We start from the raw sequence: 21,063 nt of genomic DNA, 5'->3' as shown, positions 1-21,063 counted from the left end.
CGAGAAGTCTAAACAAAAAAAGCAGGTATTAAAAGATTAACTCCCTTGCGCAATATAATGCTTCCAAGACTTCAATTCAGTAATCTCTTTTGCACCCTCTAATCCACAGGGTTCACAAATAAAACCACTTTCCCAACGGCCATCCGCCAACTGAACTTTACCTATGCCTAACGGTTGCGGAATCTCCGCTACGAAAGATCCAAACTCTTCACGAGGCACCGACCACACTTCTACATCAATCGCAGCGCCAGATTGCTCATCACGAATTAATCCTGGTCGAAACGGAGGCCCGCCCGCAAGCGCATAAAAACGATAGGCGGGATAAGTCGTCGTTGATTCTATGAAGGTCGCACCGCGTTCTTTTAACTGCCAGCTTAATGGCAGGCCTTCTAAGTGCGCACCGCAAACCACAACGGGGATTGAAGCATAAGGTGCCTTCACGAAAGGCGTCGTTGATTGATCTGAACTCAATCGACGATCTAGCGACCCGGAATTTAATTGAAGTTGATTTTCAATATTCGCGGCAATGGACAGTAAACGCTTATCTGTCATGGCACGGTGAAATAGCGTCACGCCGAAACCTACTTTGTTTTTATAAAAACCAGTGGGTACAGCAATACCCGCACAATCCAATAAATTCATAAAATTGGTGTAATAACCCATGTTTGAATTTAACTGAATAGGGTCATCTAAAACCTCGGCAATGGAATAATACGTCCCATTGGTGGGCGTCACTATGCAGTCAACTTTTTTAAACTCCGCCAAGGCTTTTTGATAATAGGCTTGTAACTGATAAAAAGCAGAATAAGTATCCGGCGCAGTAATCGCTTCGCCTTTACCGACAATGGTTTTAATCACCGGCAGTATGCTATCTGGGCTTTTTTGCAAAAGCGCTTTAATTGCCAGAAAACGTTCACTCACCCACGGGCCTTCATATAAAAGGCGAGCGGCTTCTTTAAAAGGCGAGAAATCTATCTCGATAAATTTTCCACCCGCATTTTCAATAGCACGCTTGGCATCTGCAAATAAACCTTGCGCTTCTTCATTATCAAAAAATGCTAGATCTCTAGCAGCAGGAACACCTACGCTAAAGCTGGGAACATATTCTGTGAAATATCGAGAACCATTGGCGTAGCTATTTCTGCGACTATAGGGATCTTCACTATCAAATTTCGCAGCAACATCAAATACTGCATTCGCATCGTGAGTGTTCAAAGCAAAAACACTCACACAATCCAAACTTTTACAAGCGGGAACCACGCCACGATTACTAAGCAAGCCGCGACTGGGTTTTAGTCCGACAATATTGTTGAGTGAAGCGGGTACACGCCCCGACCCTGCCGTATCTGTTCCCAAAGAAAAACTCACCCAGGTTTTTGCTACGGCCACCGCAGAACCCGCACTGGAACCACCAGAAATAATGGTTTCATTTAAAGCGTTTTTACACGGTCCCCAGGGTTCTGGTGACCGCGTTCCGACTAAGCCCGTTGCGAATTGGTCCATATTGGTTTTACCCAAAGGAATCGCACCAGCGTTAATAAGTTGTTGAACAACGAAAGCAGAATCATCTGGCGTGTAAGAAAAATCGGGGCATGCCGCGGTTGTAGGAATTCCCGCAAGATCAATATTATCTTTTATCGCAAAAGGTATACCGTACAAAGGTAGATCGTTGGGCGATTTACCACGTAAGGCCTCGAGAAAAGGCTTGATTTCTTCTGCATCCAATAAATGAATCCAAACAGGATTAGATTGTTCATTTGCACTTTCTTCTAATAAAAACTCGATGAGTTGAGCCGGTGTAAAATCCTTATGCAAATAATGTTGCCGCAAACCAGTAATGGTCATGTTTAGCGTTTTTCGGCTAATCACTTTGTATCCCCTTGATGATTACTCTCTTTTATTATCGCCAATACCTGCCCAGCGTTAATTTGCTGGCCTTGCTTCTTGCTAATACTTTCTATGGTGCCGTCACAGTTTGCGATCACTTCAATTTCCATTTTCATTGATTCGACAATGCAAACCACCATACCCTCCTTAACCGTATCGCCTTCACCTACCTGCCATTGCCAAATATTTCCCGCGACATGGCTTTCGATTGCGCTACACCCTTCCGGTATAGCGCTAGTATCTTCGTCGCCACCCGGTTCAGATTGACTCTGAAAATCAATTTGCCCACTGGCAACCCAACGCTCCAACTCTTCATCAAAAGCGGCGTTCCGATTTTCGGTAAATTCATCTATAGAATCTTTATGAGCATCCAAGAATTCTTGATAATCCTTTAAGTTAAAAGACGATTCTTCTATTTTTAAGGGGAAGTGGCCGCGGGGAAAATCTTGTCGGATTTTTTTCAACTCCTCTGCACTCACTTCGTAAAAACGAATTTGATCAAAAAATCGTAGTAGCCAAGGTTTTTCAAATTCCTTAGTGCACCGCCCTTCTTTTCTAGACTCTCTATTTTTAGGAAAGCGATTCCACATTTGCAAAGTGCGACCAATGAACTGGTAGCCGCCCGGCCCCTCCATTCCATAGACACACAAATAAGATCCGCCAATACCCACAGAATTCTCCGCTGTCCAGGTTCGGGCGGGATTATACTTTGTCGTTACCAAACGGTGCCTTGGATCTAAAGGCGTCGCAACGGGGGCGCCCAGGTAAACATCACCTAAACCCATCACCACATAACTTGCATCGAAAACAATTTTCTTGACCTCTTCGATGGAATCCAAACCATTAATGCGTCGAATAAACTCAATATTACTCGGGCACCAAGGTGCATCTTTACGAACAGACTGTGTATATTTTTCGATAGCCAAACGACAAGCCTCATCATCCCAACTCAGAGGGATATGAACGATTCTTGAAGTCACGTTGATCTCTTCGATGGCTTGCAATTGATGCTCTGAATCTTTTAGTACACCTAACAGTTCTTCAATAGGCAGAATAAAATTATCATAATGAACTTGTAGGGATCGTATGCCCGGGGTCAATTCCAATACTCCGGCCAAGCTTTTTTCTTGCAAATGCAACATCAATGCATGGGCACGGAATCGTAATCGAATATCAAGTTCCAGCGGGCCATACTCTATCAACAAATATTTATCACCCGCTGCACGATACTTAACAGCAACGCCATTCTGCTCTTCACTCAACTCATCTAGCACCGTGCTCAAAGAACCTAAGGGTCGATCAATTGGCTTTGGTAAATCGTCCGGCACTTTTAGTTCAAGCAAACTTTGTTTCTGTTTGCTTTCAATTAATTTCGCATCGTCGTGGTTTACGGGAATAAAAACTATTTTATCTCCCGCTTTTAATTGTCCTAGCTTCCAAAGATCCGCACTAATGACGGTAGCAGGACAAACGAAACCACCTAGCGAAGGCCCATCGGGGCCGAGAATAACGGGCATGTCGCCGGTGAAATCAACACTACCAATTGCGTAGGCATTGTCATGAATATTCGAGGGATGCATTCCCGCTTCTCCACCGGTTGCTCGCGCCCAATTTGGTTTGGGGCCAATTAGGCGAACACCGGTACGACTGGAGTTGTAATGCACCTCCCAATTAGCCGAGAAAAACGTTTTGATATCATCGTCAGTAAAAAAATCAGGCGCACCGTGAGGGCCATAAATAACGCGCAATTGCCATTGGTTGGAAAATTCTGGAATCATTTCCCCATCAAGAGCGACGTTTATATCTGAAACGTTTTTATCAAAGGTAATATCTGTATTCTGCTTGCTTAAACGCTTGCTCAAATGAAGCGTATCGCCGATCCGCAAAGCCCGACCGCTAAAGCCACCAAACTGACCTAAAGTAAAAGTCGACTTTGACCCCAAATAATCGTGACCTTCAAAACCACCTTCAACTAATAGATACGCTCGTGTTCCAGCCTGCCCAACCTTCCCAATTTTTAATACATCCCCAGCTTTAATTTGTAACACTCGCCAAAAATCAGCGGGCTTACCATTGATACTTGCGTCCATCTTCGCGCCCACTAACGCAATTCTTGTAGCGCAATTAAATTGCAAAGTCGGGCCATTCAAAGTCAATTCTAAACCGGCTGCTTTCTCGTCGTTTCCTAACAAGCGATTACCAATTTGAAATGAATAGTAATCAAAAGGTCCTGAAGGGGGGACACCCACATCCCAATAGCCAACGCGAGCAGGATAATCCTGAATCGTTGTCATGGTGCCAGCATTAATAACATCGATGGTGTTTGCTATGAAATTAAAATCGTTTAGAAAACGAGTATGAATCTCGCCTTTGACAAAAGTAGAACTTTGCAGGATGGCATGGCAATAAGCGATGTTGGTTTCGATACCTTGAATCGTGGTTTCAAGTAAGTTTTTTTCTAATAAGGTAATCGCCTTGTCTCGATCTTCAGACCAGCAAATTAATTTTGCGAGCATTGGATCGTAGAAAGGCGACACTTCCAAACCTGCCTCTACCCAACTATCCACTCTCACTTGCTCAGTCGAGGTTTTATTTGCGTCGGGAAATTCAACGGCACATAACAATCCCGCGGAGGGTAAAAAATTCTTAGTCGGATTTTCTGCATAGATACGCGCTTGAATTGCATGTCCCTTCGCTTGGATACCTGCTCTTGCTGCACTCAGGTCACCCAATTCCCCAGCCGCGAGCAAGAACATCCATTTAACGAGATCGACACCGTAAACCAATTCACTAACGCCATGTTCAACTTGTAAACGAGTATTCACTTCCAAAAAGTAAAAAGTGTTGTCGCTTTGGTCAAAAATAAACTCAACCGTACCGGCGTTACGGTAATTCACCGCTGCGACTAAAGTCTCAGCAACCCGATAAAGTTCCTCTCTAAGCGAATCTTTCAAATTGGGAGCTGGGGTTTCTTCGATAACTTTCTGATTCCGACGTTGTACGGAACAATCTCGCTCACCGAAAGAAACCGCCTTACCCTTACCATCACCGAATATTTGAACTTCAATATGTCTCGCGAATTCAATATATTTCTCAACAAACACACCGTCGTTAGAAAAATTATTAGCGCTTAAGCGTTTAACACTGTCGAATGCTTGCCGCAACTCATCATCACTGCGACACACTTGCATGCCAATACCACCGCCTCCAGCGGTACTTTTCAAAATAATCGGATAGCCAATATCTGACGCGGAATTTATCGCCTCTTCAACATCAAGCAGTAATTCAGTACCGGGCAATAAAGGAACGCCGTTAGCTTCAGCGAGGCTACGCGCGGTATGCTTTAAACCGAAGGCCTCCATTTGTTCGACAGTGGGTCCAACAAAAGTAATTTTCTGCGCTTCACAACGCTCAACAAATTTTGCATTTTCGCTGAGAAAGCCGTAACCCGGGTGCACTGCCTCCGCGCCGGATAGCTTTGCAATGGCTAATACCTTATCTTGATCTAAATAGGTTTGTGCGGCATTGCCTTCACCCAGGCTATATGCCTCGTCGGCAGCACTAACGTGAAGAGAATCGATATCCGCTTCCGCATAAATCGCTACCGACGTAATGTTCATTTTTTTTAGAGTGCGAATGATACGAACCGCAATAGCACCGCGGTTGGCAATAAGAACTTTTTTAAACATATTCGAAGGGTTATACGAGGGCGGGTCGTCCCGCGTTATTAATTATCTTGTAAGTCGTCTCACAAAATATTTATTCAGTATGGCTAAATTTTAGTGCCAAATAAGTAGTTCTATCGGCGTGGGATTGTAGCCGTTACAAGGGTTATTCAGCTGCGGACAATTGGAAATCAAAACAATCACATCCATTTCTGCTTTCAATTCGACATATTTTCCCGGTGCTGAGATACCGTCTTCAAATGTTAAGCCCCCCTCGGCGGTAACCGGGACATTCATAAAGAAATTAATGTTATGGGTGATATCTTTTTTGCTTAAACCATAATCTTCGTTTTCTGCAATTGCCAACATCCAAGAATCTCGGCAAGCATGCATACAACGTTTTTCTAAAGCATAACGCACAGTGTTACTTTCTGTCGCGCAAGCGCCACCTAGTGTGTCATGACGTCCACAAGTATCCGCAACAATCGTTAGCATCGGTTTGGCAAGATTAGAAAGTAGCGTCGTGCCCGCTGTTAGATACACGTTACCTTGCTCGCGAATGGTATCCATCGCACTATAACGTTCACTGACATCGCGGGCATTGTAAAACAAGGTATCGGCAGCTTGATTACCTTCCAAATCTAAAATTCGAAACGTCTCGCCAGCTTTTATTTCACAAATATAATAATCACCGGCACGAACGGTTTCACGTTTATAGGCATCGGACTCTTTTAGTTTACTTACTTTAATCATTTCTTTTATTCCGACCATTCAACTATTTTCATCAGGCATTTAGTTTGGAGATAGTTTTTTGACCATTGCCAGACTTCAATCCAAATAATAAAGGCGGTTATTCTCAAAGCCACGCTTATTCTCCGGCCTAAAGTTCATGCAATAATCATCATCTTGGACAGAATCAGATTTAAAAATCTTAATGTTCACGGGAATGCGAGGATACTGTTCTGCTTGGTTCAAAGGATGCGGGCAAGTATGAAGGATTACTAAGGTGTCCATTTCAAAACGCAAGGTGACAGCTGCACCAGGCTTTTTATTCTGAGCATCTAGAGAAAGGTTCCCTTCAGCATCGACTTCAACCTTGCTAAACCAATTAACATTGGCTGCCATATCCTGTGCACCTAAACCGTATTTCGCTAATTCAACTAAAAAACTATCATAGCCATTTTGCTTCCAATCATTACGATCGTTCTGATAATCCTTCTCACCCCAGCGTTTAGCGATGCTTTGTTTATTTGAATTTCCAGATACGGTATCGTGCCAACCAAATGAATCGTCAACAATTGAGCAAAAGATTCTACCCATATCGGAATATAAACAGTTGCCACGACTTAATTTGAAGGTATGTTGGCACTTAAGCGTATCCGGTGCATTGTATTTCTCTAGCAAATCATTAGGGTTGTAAAACAACATCCCAACATTTGCACCACCTTGCTCATCGGTAATGGTTAAACTGCGGCCTCGAGGAATCCGCAACGACCAATGGCTAGCAGCCGGAACTTCATATTCGTATAAGATATTTGACATGATTTATCCGTTTTCTCTTTTCATTTTTTCTCTATATAATTTTTAACAAAAGCTCTCTAAGCTCTGTTTTGCGATTTTAATACATAGATCATTCAGAAAATTCTTTTTGATGTTCGGCAATTTTGGACGCCTTTTCTATTGTTTCATCAATTTCCTCGAAGGCTTCGTCATCGACTTTACCCACTGGAAAATCATAAGTAATTTGTGCGCCGTAGGCGTTTGGGGCATGGGGATCGTAGCGATCTTTATCAAAGACCCATAATCGGGTACCGAGATAAAACCCTTCTTTAATATCATGGGTAATCATAAAAATAGTGAGCTTGTATTTTCGCCACAATTTCAATACTAATTGATGCATGTCTTTACGAATCCCTGGATCAAGCGCGCCGAAAGGCTCATCGAGTAACAGAATTCTCGGCTTCTTAATCAAGGCTTGCGCCAAGGCTAAACGCTGTTGCATTCCCCCGGACAACTCATGAGGATACTTATTAACAGCGTGACCTAAACCCACCGCCTCAATCATCTCCATAGCTTCTTGTTTTGCTTTGGCTTTTTTTCCGCCAAATAAACGCGACATGATAAAACTTTGTTCAAACTCTTTGCCCAACATGACATTTTGCAGAATCGTTAAATGAGGAAAAACAGAATAGCGTTGAAAAACGATGCCTCGCTCTTCCGTTGGCTCATCAGCAATGGGCTTATCATCCAGCAAGATCGCGCCTTTACTAACGCTTTCGGTACCCAATAGCATTTTTAAAAAAGTTGTTTTACCACAGCCGGAAGCGCCGACGATGGTAACAAACTCGCCCTCTTCAACCGTATTACTGATTTGTTCCAGCACAACTTGGTCACCGTAATCTTTCCACAGATTTTTTATTTCAATAAAAGCCATGACTTACCCCCCCGCTTCCTGCGCATGAAACCAGGGATACAAACGACGAGAAAGCACTCGCAATAGAAAATCAATGAGGAAGGCTAAAATTGTTATCCACAACACATAAGGCAGAATCACATCCATTGAAAGATAGCGCCTTACTAAAAATATTCGGTAACCCAATCCATCGGTGGCAACAATTGCTTCAGCGGCGATTAAAAACAACCATGCAGAACCCAAAGACAGGCGAACACTGGCCAGTAAACGTGGCATCACCTGTGGCAAAATCACACGCACAATGGTTTGCCAAGAATTGGCTCCTAGGGTCTGCGCTTTTATAATTTGCTCCCTAGGAATTTCTAAGGTACGTTGTTGCAGATCACGAATTAAAAAGGGCGTAATCCCCACCGCAATCAACACGACCTTCGATAATTCTCCTAAACCAAAGACAATAAATAACACGGGGAGAATAGCCATGGGAGGAATCAGAGAAATCGCAGTGACCACGGGAGACAACTTAGCCCGCGCATAAGGAATAGCACCATTTAGAACGCCAAAAAATAAAGCGATGCACGAACTCACTCCGACACCGATGGCTAAGCGACGCAAACTGCTTTTGGTATCCTTCCACAATAAATAATCACCGGTACGCTTATCCGGCTCAAAGGCCATACGATTAATCGCAGTCCCAAAGGAAGAAAACGATGGTAAAAGTTTATCGTCTGGGTTTTCTGCCAAGCGCGCGTTCGATGCCGATAAATAAATCAGAAATAGAATCACGAAAGGAATGAGACCCAAAAACCAGCGCGCCGATCGGCTAGGCAGTTGATTTATTATTTTTTTCATAAAGACAACTTGATAGCTTTAAAATATCGAACGACCACAAAATCCACTCAAATAGGCGGGAGATTTTTACGCTAGCAAGGAAACATCGCGCACAGAGCCTGAGTTTACACGAAGTAAATGAAGGTTCGAGCACGATGATGACGCCGCTAGCGTGAAAATATGCGCCTATTGCTACAGCGCGCCTTCAGCTGCCATTTTCATATAGGTTGGATCAAAGCGCAGCTTCACGTTACCCGCGCTTCCATAAATACCCGCAGGCGTTTCAATACCAATAAACTTCGCGTCGGCAGCACCATCACCGAGAATCCCGTGATCAAAAGAAAATTCGGCAACGTATTGCATGGTCGTTTTCAGTTGCTCACTGTTCACGAAAGTTACCGCGTCAGCGGGCTTATAAAACATTTTTGTCGAAGCAAGTTGCGCTTCGTATCCCGCCAAATCCGTACCAGAGGCCGTACCCATTTCAGTACGTGCCGCTTTGCCCGCAGCGTCATCCGCACTCATCGTCGCCATTATTTCATACCAAGCGCCGACTAGTGCTTTACCGAAATTTGGATTTTCTTTTAAGGTTTCAGTGTTTACCACCATCAAGTCGATGATCTCGCCAGGAATTTTTGAAGAGTCATATACTTTTGTGCTGTTCGGCATTGATGTAATTTCGCTGAGCAAAGGATTCCAAGTAACAACCGATGTCACATCATTTGTCGAGTAGGCTGCAACCATGTCGGCGTCGGAGGTATTGACAACAGTGAGATCTTTTTCAGCAAGACCAACTGAATCTAAACCACGAGCTAATAAATAATGGCTCACACTCAATTCAACTAAGTTAACGTTTTGGCCTTTAATTTCGCTCAGGGATTTTTTACCTTTAAGTACAATACCGTCATTGCCGTTAGAAAAATCGCCAACCACTAGTGCGGTTGAGTCAACGCCACCGGCAGCAGGAATAGTTAGCGCATCCATGTTAGTCATGGTGCAACCATCAAATTGGCCTGCCGTGTATTGATTAATTGATTCAACGTAATCATTGATTTGCACAACATCAATTTCGATGTCGTATTTGTCGGCCCATTTTTTTACGATGCCTTTTTGAGCGCCGTAATCCCATGGCATCCAGCCAACATAAATAGACCAGCATACGCTGAATTTATCTTTTTCAGCGTATGCTGGTGTAATCGCAAAAATACTGACTAGTAAAGTGAGAAAAAAGGCAAAAGATTTGCCGAGGAAAAATGTACGAGTGCTCTTACTAATGGTCATAGTTAACCTCCAAGGGGTTACACGTTGTTGTTGTAGAGGATCCATTGGCAAGCGCCATGGCGGTAATATTCTTATTTTCAACAAATAAGAAAATACCTTTAACCTCCCGGGCTTTTATCCCGCCGTGTAACCTTCCCGCCACATCCTGGTGGCTACTGCAATAGCAGATCTAGTTGAAACCAATTCACCTAAATCTAGAATTGAGCAGAAGGTCGATAGCTCTCGGACCAGACATCTTTAACTCACAAAAAAAACAAACGGAGTAAAGATCGGAACCCTAGCGATCTATTGATATAGATGTAAAAAACTAAGTAGTGGAGCGCGTTCAAAGCAAGGTATTAAATTTTGCATTAAATACTGAGACCGCCCTATCGTAAAAAGCCTGCCTCACAACACCTCAGGAACCAAGGTGGCTGCCATTGAATCCTCTTACCTAATGACAAGGCAATCGGTATGCCAATCGAGCTAAGCCTAGGATTCATGGTACTTAAGGCAAAAAACGGCAAAGGAATCTCGCAAAAAAGCTGAAGTTATTGCACCAAGTGTGATCAAATGCACCAACATTGCACACGAGTAGATTCGATAGTCGCTAAAACTCAAGACTAGAAGAAAACATCGCAATCCATCAGACTCAACTATCGATTAAACTTCGTAAAACCAAGGAAATTAGTATTCTGGCGGCTTGTGTGCGCCAATAGGGTAAAAAAGACAATTTGAACCACTAAAACCGGGAGACAATATGAAAGTCGGTACAGATTCGCTCAAGACTCGACGCCAACTCAACATCAACGATACCAACTATCACTACTACAGCCTCGATGTACTGCGCCAAAAACATCCTGGCATTTCTAAACTCCCCTACTCCATCAAAACCCTACTAGAGAATTTATTGCGTTTCGAAGACGGCAGTTCCGTCACCGTTGCGGATATAAAAGCAATTATCAACAGTGTCGACAAAAAAACTGATCACGAAATTGCCTTCCGCCCCGCGCGGGTTCTCATGCAAGATTTTACCGGCGTACCTGCCGTAGTCGATCTCGCCGCAATGCGCGATGCCGTAGATAAAGAAGGAAAAGATCCGTCGGTTATTAACCCCTTAAGCCAGGTTGATCTCGTCATCGATCACTCGGTAATGGTTGATAAGTTTGCCAGCGAAAGCGCCTACAAAGAAAACGTCGACATAGAAATGCAGCGCAATCTTGAGCGCTATCAATTTTTACGCTGGGGGCAATCTGCTTTTGATAATTTTCGTGTCGTACCGCCGGGTACCGGTATTTGTCACCAAGTGAATTTGGAATACCTCGCCAAAGTGGCTTGGTCGAACACAGTAAATGGTGAGACTTTTGTTTATCCCGACACCTTAGTCGGCACCGATAGTCACACCACAATGATTAATGGTCTCGGTGTTCTGGGTTGGGGTGTGGGCGGAATCGAAGCCGAAGCCGCCATGCTTGGCCAACCGGTTTCTATGTTAATTCCCGACGTTGTTGGTTTTAAATTTACGGGCAAATTAAAGGAAGGTATTACCGCAACCGATTTAGTCTTGACTGTCGTAGAAATGTTACGCGCTCATGGCGTGGTCGGAAAATTTGTGGAATTTTTTGGCGAGGGTTTAGATCAGTTACCCTTGGCTGACCGGGCCACAATCGCCAACATGGCGCCAGAGTACGGTGCAACCTGCGGATTTTTTCCCGTCGATCAGGAAACTTTGAGCTACTTACGTTTGTCCGGTCGCGATGAACAATCCATTGATCTCGTCGAGGCCTATTCTAAAGCCCAAGGATTGTGGCGCGACGAAAGTGAAGAAACAGTTTACGCAAGCACATTAGAATTAAATTTATCGTCCGTTGTACCCAGCATGGCGGGGCCAAAAAGGCCACAAGATCGCGTGCCTTTAAATATTTTGCACGAAAAAATTGCCGAGATAATTGAACTAAGCGGCCATCCTAAGACGGGTAAGGATATTCCCGTTTCTGGTGAAGACTATTCTTTATCGGATGGTGACGTGGTTATCGCCGCAATTACTTCTTGTACTAATACTTCCAACCCCGCAGTGATGATGGCCGCCGGTTTAGTCGCGAAAAAAGCGATTGAACTCGGTTTAACTCGCAAGCCTTGGGTGAAAACCTCTCTCGCTCCCGGCTCAAAAGTTGTAACCGATTATTTGGCCAAAGCCGGTTACCAACAACACTTGAATGATCTCGGTTTTAATTTAGTCGGTTACGGTTGCACAACCTGCATCGGCAACTCCGGCCCACTGCCAGAAGCAATTGATAAAGCCATTGACGACGGTAACTTAACCGTATGTTCAGTTCTCTCCGGCAACAGAAATTTTGAAGGTCGAATTCATCAAAAAGTTCGCGCCAACTGGTTAGCCTCTCCTCCTTTAGTCGTTGTTTATGCTTTAGCAGGCACTTTAAAAATAAATATCAACGAAGATCCTATCGGCAAAAACAACAAAGGCGAAAAGATTTACTTGAAGGATATTTGGCCTAGTAATAAAGAAGTCGGCGATGCCGTCGCATTGGTTAGCAGTGAAATGTTTAACAAAGAATATGCTGACGTTTTTCGAGGTGATGATGAATGGCGTAGCATCTCCGTAGCCGAAGGCAAAACTTATCAATGGCAGGAAGAATCTACTTATATTCGCAACCCGCCATTTTTCGTTGATAATGATCCCTCTGCACAACTGGCTGATGTAACGGCGGCCAATATTCTTGCGTTACTCGGTGATTCAATTACAACTGATCATATTTCCCCGGCTGGTTCAATCGCGGAAGATAGCCCCGCCGGTTTGTACTTAAAAGAACACGGCGTAGATAAAAAAGATTTCAATTCCTACGGTTCACGTCGCGGTAATCACGAAGTGATGATGCGCGGCACCTTCGCCAACATCCGCATCAAAAATGAAATGTGCCCTGGTGTCGAAGGTGGTTATACCAAGTTCACCCCGACAGGCGAACAAATGTCAATTTACGACGCCGCCATGGCTTACCAAAAAGCGAATCGGCCTTTGGTGGTTATTGCCGGTAAAGAATATGGCACCGGCTCCAGTCGGGATTGGGCCGCAAAAGGTACTCGCTTGCTCGGCGTTAAAGCCGTCATCGCCGGAAGCTTTGAACGTATTCACCGCTCAAATTTAATCGGCATGGGCGTATTGCCTTTACAATTCCCCGATCATGCGGATCGTCTCAGCTTGGATCTAGACGGCACGGAAACTATTGACATAACAGGCATTGGTGCTTTAACACCCGGCGCCCATGTAGAAATCACCGTGCATAAAACTGACGGTTCGCAATTAAGTGTTAAAGCCATTAGCCGTATCGATACTGATGACGAAATGCATTACTTCCGTAGCGGCGGGATTTTGCAGTATGTATTGTCGCAACTCGCTTAAAAATTCTGAATACTGGTATATTTTTACGCTAACAGCATATTCAGAGAATTCTTAAATTTTGAATTCATAGGGAAAAATATGAAGCAGTACATGGTTGAGGAACATTTCAAGCCCGGCTGTTTTGATGAAGTCTATAAACGCTTCAATGAAAAGGGCCGCATGTTACCGGAAGGGTTGTATTATTTAAATTCATGGGTAAATAAAGAAAAGAGTATCTGTTATCAACTGATGGAAACCAATGACGTATCGCTGTTCTCGGAATGGACGAAACATGCAGCAGACTTAATTGATTTCATAATTGTGCCTATTGACTAAAAATATATCTATTAGGTACCGTTTGAGTTGCTTAAAAAAGGAATAGACATCGTGTCTACAAGAAAAGAGAAAGATTCGCTAGGTGAAATAGAGGTTGATAACGAAGCTTTGTGGGGGGCACAAACGCAGCGCTCTTTAGAAAACTTCCGAATTGGTTCACAGATTTTTCCCAAGCAGTTTATTCACAACTATGCGCAATTAAAAAAAGCCGCCGCACTTTCAAACCACGAACTGGGAAAACTCGACAAAGAGCGTAGCCAACTGATCGTTAAAGCCTGCGATGAAATTATTGCGGGTCAACATGATGAGCAATTCCCACTGGCCGTTTGGCAAACCGGCAGCGGTACACAAACCAATATGAACCTCAACGAGGTGATCGCCAATCGCGCCAATGAAATAGCTGGAAAAAAACGCGGCGGTAACAAACCGATCCACCCAAACGACCACGTGAACTTATCACAATCGTCCAACGATACTTTTCCCAGCGTCATGCATATGTGCAGCGCAATGTTAGTCACACAGAACTTACTACCTGCCCTGACCAAACTCCTCACTGAGCTAAGGCTAAAAGCAGAAGAGTTCGATGAAAAAATAAAATCCGGTCGCACTCACATGATGGATGCAACACCGGTCACTTTAGGGCAAGAATTTTCAGCCTACGTTAATCAATTGGCCTTTTGCCACAGTAAAATAAGCAGTAGCTTGCAAACAATCTACCCACTCGCTATTGGCGGCAGCGCAGTGGGTACAGGTTTAAATACCCACCCTGAATGGTCACCAACAATTTGTAAAAAAATTGCCGCGCAATGCAACTTACCTTTTACTAGCGCCGACAATAAATTTTCTGCCCTCGCGTCCCACGGTCCACTCAGTGAATTACATGGCCAATTAAAATTGTTGGCCACAGAATTATTTAAAATCGCCAACGACTTACGCCTAATGGCCAGTGGCCCACGTTGCGGACTGAATGAAATCCAACTCCCCGCTAACGAACCCGGAAGCTCCATCATGCCCGGCAAAGTAAACCCCACCCAAATCGAAGCCCTCACCATGGTATGCCTACAAGTCATCGGCAATGATAGTGCGGTAACAATGGCGAACACCCAAGGTCATTTCGAACTCAACGTCTACAAGCCATTGATTATTCACAACGTTATCGAATCTATCCAATTGCTCAGTGACGCGATAAATAGTTTTACCAACAATTGCGTAAAAGAAATTCGAGCCAACGATGATAAACTTCAACACTATGTCGAGAGCTCGCTCATGTTGGTAACTGCATTGACTCCGCATATTGGTTATGACAATGCAGCAAAAGTTGCAAAGTTAGCTTTTGAAAATAACATCACTTTAAAGCAAGCGGTGTTGGACTTGGGTTTAATGAGCGAGAAAGAATTTGAAGGCAGGATTGATGTTGAGACCATGCTAAGGGTTTGATTTTTATAAACCTATACAACTGAAGTAGGTTAACATTCAAATAATTATAATATTGATTCTAAAATCCGATTTTTTACCTTGAAGCGAAAGACGAAGAAAAAATATTCAAACGCCTTCGCTTCAACAAATCCCATCGAATCGAGAACTTAAATTTTTTACATATAAACTAAAAGAGCAATTTTAAAATTCGAATATGGTGTCGCATCTTGCTAAAATTGCTCCCTCCTTACAATCATGAAACTGAGTGTTAAACATGCGCCTAAATAAATTCATCGCCGAAAGTGGGTATTGCTCTCGGCGTGAAGCCGACATACTCATCACGGAACGACGTGTCACCCTGAACGGAGAGGTCGCTCAAACTGGTGCAAAGTGGCTAGAAGGAATGTTAGTTTTTATTGATGGCGAAGAGATAAAACTAAAAGCCACGATTCAGGGCAAGCGAAAACATGTCTATATCGCGCTCAATAAACCGGTGGGGATTATCTGCACCACCGATCAGAACGTTGATAACAACATCGTAGATTTTGTTGACCACCAACATCGAATTTTTCCTATCGGCCGGCTCGATAGAGGATCAGAGGGACTAATTCTTTTGACCAGTAACGGCGATATCGTGAATAAGATTTTGCGACAAGAAAATAATCACGAAAAAGAATATTTGGTCGGGGTAAATAAAGCCGTAACGGAAGATTTTTTACGCGGAATGGCACGCGGAGTACGCATACACGGGCAGATGACCAAACCGTGTAAGGTAAGGCGCCTAGCCAAGTACGGATTTCGCATTACGCTAACTCAAGGCCTTAATCGCCAAATTCGCTTAATGACCGAAACTTTTGGATACAGGGTAACGGAGCTAAGGCGTATTCGTATTATCAACATCCAACTAGGAAAATTAAAAATTGGCGCTAGTCGGAACCTTACCGAAAATGAGCTGGCGGGTTTACTTCCGAATTTTACCGACTGGTAAACTTCGGATGTAGATTACCCTTAAGATTCTAATGTTTATTTTTATAGTTATTATTTTTACTCGGACCTATTAGTATTTGTTGCCAACGAGGATTGCTATCATGATTTCTAGTCGCGCATATATGCTTTCCGTTGTCCTCTTCTTAATTCTCCCTGGCTATCTATCTGCGATAGAAGTGCAAGAAAGAACCAACGCACTTGTTATTGGCAATGCGCTAACAATACAGTCAAAAATATTAAACGAAGAGCGTCCAATATGGGTTTATCTACCCAAGGATTACAAAACCTCCCCCAACAAAAAATATCCTGTTCTATACATGCTGGATGGTGCTTTTCATTTTCATCATATTACCGGAGCAGTTGATGTGCTCGCGGAGCGAAATCGCATTCCCGAGATGATTGTTATCGCAATTCCCTATATCGACTACGATCGCCGCGACCGCGATCTTTCGCCAAGTTCTGTTGACGGCAGACCTCCTGTTGCTGCAGCTGATAAATTTGTGGCATTTTTAAAAGAAGAACTGATTCCCTATACAGAAAAAAACTATCGTACTGCTGCATATCGAATGCTGTTTGGTCATTCACGTGCCGGAATATTCAGCATCAATACCCTAATAGAAAAACCAAATCTTTTTAATGCTTATTTCGCAATTAGCCCCGACTTATCTTGGGATAGCCGTCTACTATTAAAAAAAATGGAAGCCTTCTCCATCGAAGGACCAAGCTTCAACAGAAAGCTTTATGTTAGCGCAGCAGACGGAGACCATGAAGATATAACAACATCGGTTGCTGCATTTGTCGAGCTTCTCAACGAAAAGGACCCTACGGGACTAGAGCTGAACTACAGTTACCTGAAAAATGAAGATCACGGCTCGATAGTCCATCGCGTTTTTTACAATAACATCGAAAACCTTTTTTCTGACTGGCACCTTTCATCTGATAAAATTGAAAAGATGTCATTCGAAAAAATGAAAGAATATTACGGCGATTTATCTACTGCATTCGGCTACAAAATGGAAGTTCCAACCTGGGCTGCATTAACCCTCGCCCAAGGTTTAATCGCTAAAGGAGAAAATGATAACGTTAGGGAAGTTGCACAATTCATTCTGGAACAAGACCCAAACGAAGCACAAGCACACTTCACGATTGGCTACATCCATTTAATGAACGGAGAATTAGAATTAGCCAAAGAAAAACTTGAGACCGCCAAAAACCTAGTCGATGAAAGCGACACGTATTATCGGCTGTATAGAGACTACCTGAAGCGAATATCAAAAGATCACGAATAAGAACCCAATCAACAAGCATATTTATGTTCAAAGAAATAGCTGAAGAACAGTATTTCTTACAAGTATAAACCTAGAAGAAAAAGCCTTAGAAGCCAAAAACATGTCCTTTCATAGGGTATTTTTTGCCGCTATAACGGTTACGCCCGAATCCGTTGGTTTCGGGATTATCCTTCATGTTATGCCACAATAAATTGGTTCCTTGACAGGATACTACCTAAAACAACCGACAGTTATTAAATAGCTGTTGTTCGAAAACTGAGATAATATAGCCATCATTTAATTAGTCTATCTACGCTAAGAACAAGATTTTTATCAACTTTATACGGGATTATTCAATGCCAAAAGCCAGTGAAATTAAAAAAAATACCGCTATCGAATTCGATGGTAAGACCTATATGGTGAGGGATATCGAACGCTCTGTTCCTCAAGGCAGAGCTGGAGGCAGCCTCTACCGGATGCGTATGTATGATGTCGTTTCCGGTAACAAAGTTGACGAAACTTTCAAAGATTCAGAAATGCTTAATCTGGCCGACTTAGTCCGTAGGCCAGCAATGTTTTCTTATGTCGATGGAGATGAATACATATTTATGGATCAAGAAGATTACACGCCCTACCACTTAAAGAAAGATTCGATTAGCGACGAGATTCTTTTTATCAATGAAGAAACGACGGGTGTTCAGGTGATTCTTGTTAATAATGCACCCGTCGCTTTGGATATGCCTTCTCACGTTGAGCTGGAAATTGTGGAAACCGATCCATCAATCAAAGGCGCGTCCGCGACTTCACGAACTAAACCCGCAACACTTTCAACAGGTTTAACTGTAAACGTACCTGAATATATATCGACAGGTGAAAAAATTAAAATTAACGTTGAAGAAGGAAAATTCATCAGCAGAGCGGATAGCAAATGATTGATTTTGAAAATTCTGAGGTTTTTAAATTAAAGCCCATTGAAGCAAAAGATGTTCGTGATGAGTTCCACAAATTTCTCATCGAGAGTGAAGTCATCATTGCTGCATTTAAAACGGTTCGAGATCAATTGGTATTTACCAATAAAAGAATTATTGCAGCAAATGTACAAGGTATTACCGGATCAAAGGTTGATTACACATCCCTACCTTATAGTAAAATCCAGGCTTTCTCTGTGGAAACGTCTGGGACCTTCGATCTAGATTGCGAAATAGAAGTTTATATTAGCGAACTCGGCAAGGTAAAATTTGAAGTTAAAGGTTCCTTCGATCTCATTTCCTTCAACAAGCACGTCAGCGAATATGTTCTTGCTTAAAAATTCTACCTGGTAGTGACCTGTTCTCAAGAAAAGAACACTTAAATAGAGAATAATCGGAATTCGATATTTATTCTTTGAAGAATATTTCTACGACAAAATAAACATTTGAGCTTAGAGACACACTGCTATTTCTTCTACAGGCTAGGCGACCAAATTACAACGTAAATTGCGCGACGAGTTTATTGAGGTTTTCCGCAAGCGTGGTTAATTGCCGGTTGGCTTCCGAACTTCTCGCAGCGTCCTCGGCGTTTAGTTGTGAGAGTTTAGATATGTCTGCAACATGATTACTAACCACTTTTGTGACAGTAGTTTGTTCTCTAGAACCCACTGCGATCTGAGTATTCATCTCACTAATAACGTTGAGACTCTTACTAATCGCCACGATGGATTGCCCGGTACGTTGTACTTTATCAACACCCTGCTCAGCGATTTCCTTACCACTGCTGATTGCATCCCAAGCTTTTGTCGTCCCAGATTGTAGTCGATCTACCAGGTGCTCAATTTCCGTTGTCGATGCTTGTGTACGACTTGCAAGAGATCGAACTTCTCCTGCAACAACCGCAAATCCACGACCACTTTCCCCGGCACGTGCCGCTTCGATAGCCGCGTTTAGCGCGAGTAAACTAGTTTGCTCTGCAATACCGTGAATCACATCCAGTATTTTACTGATATTGCTACTGTCTTGCTCGGCGCGTTCAATCGTATCAGAAGCCAATTCAATACTTTTTGCCAATTGGTTAATAGTACTGATGGTTTCGTTAACGTTCACTGCACTTTGGTTTGCTTCCTTGGCGGTTTCCTGAGTCGCTCGCTCGGCTGCTTCAGCGTGATTATTTACCTCTTTTATCGTTGCGTTCATTTGCGCCATCGCGGCCTCAACCTGATCGGTTTCAGAATCTTGTTGCTGCGCTCTTTTTTGATTGTTGCTGGTAATATTGGACAATGTGTCTGTAGCCCCTTGAAGATTCTCAACAAGCTGGTAAGCATGGTTGATAATTTCTTCTACTCTTCCCAAAAAATCATTAAAGGTTCTGCCCATGCTATCTATTCCCGCAAAACCAGATTTGGTACTCACTCTCATACTGAGATTAAGCGAGTGACTAATATTTTGAATTTGATTCGTAGTTTCAGAAATCGGCCCAGAAATCCTACGACCAACAAAAGCAGCAATAAAAAATGCAACGGTAAGAACAGCAATCATAGGCAAAAATATTTTACTCAGTATTTTTAACCTTAAACCTTTTAGCTCAGCCGCAGAAAAAACGGCTGTTATCTGACCGCCATTCTCTACGCCAGGAAGACTGGAATTTATGACGAGAAGATATTCTTTTTTATCAATATAAAGTTCATTCTTATTTTTTAAGATTGATTCGATACGACCATCGTTTTCCTGCTCTTGGTAAGTGTGTACGATTTTTTGTGGCGGTCTTGCCTCAGCAAAGGCATTCGCTTCAAATGATTTCGACATTCCTTCGACATGAAGGTAAAGTGGCTTAGCAGAAGAATAAAGATTTTCTGCGTCACTGTTACGCAGCTTCATGATGTTAGCGCCGTTTATACTTCGGGTCGCCAAACTAATGATAGGGTTTAAGGCAGCTTCAGATGTCTGAATTAATTTTTCCTGCTCAGCCTCTTCTAAACTGCTGTATAAAATTACCCCCAAGGGCAAAGCAGTCACAAATGCCACTCCCATCAAGGATAAAAGTAAAATATAACTAAGTTTAGGTCTGAGCTTCATTTAGTCGCTGTTGCACACTGTCCACTAGCACAAAACGCTTTGTAACCGGTATGGCATGTTCTGCAGGTCGCAGTGCCCAAAGCTGCCGATGGATTCTTAGCGGTGATATCCGAACCGTCTTCCGTAAAGACACCGTAAGTTGGTTCCCCTTTCTTATGACCAGTAACAAACAGTATCTTCAGCTCTGTAAAGTGAAGCACCATCGCTGGCCCATCTTTCATTTTGCCGTTTTTACTCTTAAAGTTTTCAACTTCTGCAGGTTTTACCAAAACTAAAGCTTCTCCGGGCCCTTCGGGACGGACATTACAATACGTCTCGACCGTTTCTTGATAGATAGGAGGAAGGCTACTTACATCGGCATCACAACCAGGAAGACCACCTATCTGCGTGAGCGGCGTTGAGATCGATGTCCATGTGCGCCAATCTTTTGGGAAGGTCGTTTCACTAGCTGCAAAGCAAATGGCGGGACTCGTAAGTAGGGTAAACCATAAAAAAAATTTCACCGTCTTCATCAGATAGCCTTTAAATTGTTAATGGAAATTAAGCCTTCAATTTTTAA

16 protein-coding genes and 1 riboswitch are annotated in these 21,063 nt (G+C 43.1%); of the genes, 7 read left to right on the top strand and 9 right to left on the bottom strand.

The annotated features are described in order from the left end of the window. Positions 1-36: 36 nt before the first annotated feature. The 7 genes from atzF to ACYUCY_RS06295 form a co-directional block, all read right to left on the bottom strand. Complete coding sequence (atzF, locus tag ACYUCY_RS06325) at positions 37-1,869, bottom strand: allophanate hydrolase (RefSeq protein WP_460225612.1); 1,833 nt, start codon at positions 1,867-1,869, stop codon at positions 37-39. Beyond that, on the bottom strand, positions 1,866-5,576 hold the full coding sequence (gene uca / locus ACYUCY_RS06320) for an urea carboxylase (protein ID WP_460225611.1): 3,711 nt from the start codon (positions 5,574-5,576) through the stop codon (positions 1,866-1,868). Before uca ends, atzF begins: the two co-directional genes overlap by 4 nt. Before the next feature lie 90 nt (positions 5,577-5,666). Then, positions 5,667-6,305 carry an urea amidolyase associated protein UAAP2 gene (locus tag ACYUCY_RS06315; protein ID WP_460225610.1) on the bottom strand — a complete coding sequence of 213 codons (639 nt, stop codon included), beginning with the start codon at positions 6,303-6,305 and terminating at the stop codon, positions 5,667-5,669. Positions 6,306-6,380: 75 nt separating this feature from the next. Then, positions 6,381-7,094 carry an urea amidolyase associated protein UAAP1 gene (locus ACYUCY_RS06310; protein WP_460225609.1) on the bottom strand — a complete coding sequence of 238 codons (714 nt, stop codon included), beginning with the start codon at positions 7,092-7,094 and terminating at the stop codon, positions 6,381-6,383. Positions 7,095-7,182: 88 nt separating this feature from the next. Further along, entirely contained in the window at positions 7,183-7,986 is an 804-nt protein-coding gene (locus ACYUCY_RS06305) for an ABC transporter ATP-binding protein (RefSeq protein WP_460225608.1), read from the bottom strand. A 3-nt stretch (positions 7,987-7,989) separates the two neighbouring features. Then, positions 7,990-8,814 (bottom strand): ABC transporter permease, encoded by an 825-nt coding sequence (locus ACYUCY_RS06300; protein ID WP_460225607.1) that lies wholly within the window; start codon positions 8,812-8,814, stop codon positions 7,990-7,992. Positions 8,815-8,985: 171 nt separating this feature from the next. Continuing rightward, positions 8,986-10,074: a putative urea ABC transporter substrate-binding protein gene (locus tag ACYUCY_RS06295; RefSeq protein ID WP_460225606.1), complete on the bottom strand. Its 1,089-nt coding sequence runs from the start codon at positions 10,072-10,074 to the stop codon at positions 8,986-8,988. A gap of 101 nt (positions 10,075-10,175) precedes the next feature. Further along, positions 10,176-10,366, bottom strand: a riboswitch (guanidine-I (ykkC/yxkD leader). A gap of 447 nt (positions 10,367-10,813) precedes the next feature. Here ACYUCY_RS06295 and acnA point away from each other — a divergent pair. The 7 genes from acnA to ACYUCY_RS06260 all read left to right on the top strand — a co-directional run bounded on the left by acnA (position 10,814) and on the right by ACYUCY_RS06260 (position 18,763). Then, complete coding sequence (acnA, locus tag ACYUCY_RS06290) at positions 10,814-13,471, top strand: aconitate hydratase AcnA (protein ID WP_460225605.1); 2,658 nt, start codon at positions 10,814-10,816, stop codon at positions 13,469-13,471. 78 nt (positions 13,472-13,549) lie between these two features. After that, positions 13,550-13,786, top strand: a complete 237-nt coding sequence (locus tag ACYUCY_RS06285; protein ID WP_460225604.1) for a DUF3303 domain-containing protein — start codon at positions 13,550-13,552, stop codon at positions 13,784-13,786. A 51-nt stretch (positions 13,787-13,837) separates the two neighbouring features. Then, the gene (gene fumC, locus ACYUCY_RS06280; protein WP_460225603.1) at positions 13,838-15,223 is read left to right on the top strand and encodes a class II fumarate hydratase; all 1,386 of its coding nucleotides are present in this window, start codon (positions 13,838-13,840) and stop codon (positions 15,221-15,223) included. Between the two features lie 253 nt (positions 15,224-15,476). Continuing rightward, positions 15,477-16,190, top strand: coding sequence for a pseudouridine synthase (locus tag ACYUCY_RS06275; RefSeq protein WP_460225602.1), 714 nt, complete (start codon positions 15,477-15,479; stop codon positions 16,188-16,190). A gap of 100 nt (positions 16,191-16,290) precedes the next feature. Beyond that, on the top strand, positions 16,291-17,478 hold the full coding sequence (locus ACYUCY_RS06270; protein ID WP_460225601.1) for an alpha/beta hydrolase-fold protein: 1,188 nt from the start codon (positions 16,291-16,293) through the stop codon (positions 17,476-17,478). Between the two features lie 335 nt (positions 17,479-17,813). Beyond that, entirely contained in the window at positions 17,814-18,389 is a 576-nt protein-coding gene (gene efpL, locus ACYUCY_RS06265) for an elongation factor P-like protein EfpL (protein ID WP_460225600.1), read from the top strand. Then, positions 18,386-18,763 carry a PH domain-containing protein gene (locus ACYUCY_RS06260; RefSeq protein ID WP_460225599.1) on the top strand — a complete coding sequence of 126 codons (378 nt, stop codon included), beginning with the start codon at positions 18,386-18,388 and terminating at the stop codon, positions 18,761-18,763. Before efpL ends, ACYUCY_RS06260 begins: the two co-directional genes overlap by 4 nt. A gap of 157 nt (positions 18,764-18,920) precedes the next feature. Here the strand turns inward: ACYUCY_RS06260 and ACYUCY_RS06255 are convergent, their stop codons facing one another. Together ACYUCY_RS06255 and ACYUCY_RS06250 are read right to left on the bottom strand one after the other, a co-directional pair. Continuing rightward, positions 18,921-20,504: a methyl-accepting chemotaxis protein gene (locus ACYUCY_RS06255; protein ID WP_460225598.1), complete on the bottom strand. Its 1,584-nt coding sequence runs from the start codon at positions 20,502-20,504 to the stop codon at positions 18,921-18,923. Next, complete coding sequence (locus ACYUCY_RS06250; protein WP_460225597.1) at positions 20,501-21,016, bottom strand: hypothetical protein; 516 nt, start codon at positions 21,014-21,016, stop codon at positions 20,501-20,503. The genes ACYUCY_RS06255 and ACYUCY_RS06250 overlap by 4 nt, the downstream gene beginning before the upstream one ends. Between the last annotated feature and the right edge of the window lie 47 nt (positions 21,017-21,063).

The organism is Aurantivibrio infirmus, from assembly GCF_054767315.1.
The sequence above is the reverse complement of the archived record's forward strand: the minus strand, read 5'-3'. Positions and strand labels throughout refer to the sequence as shown.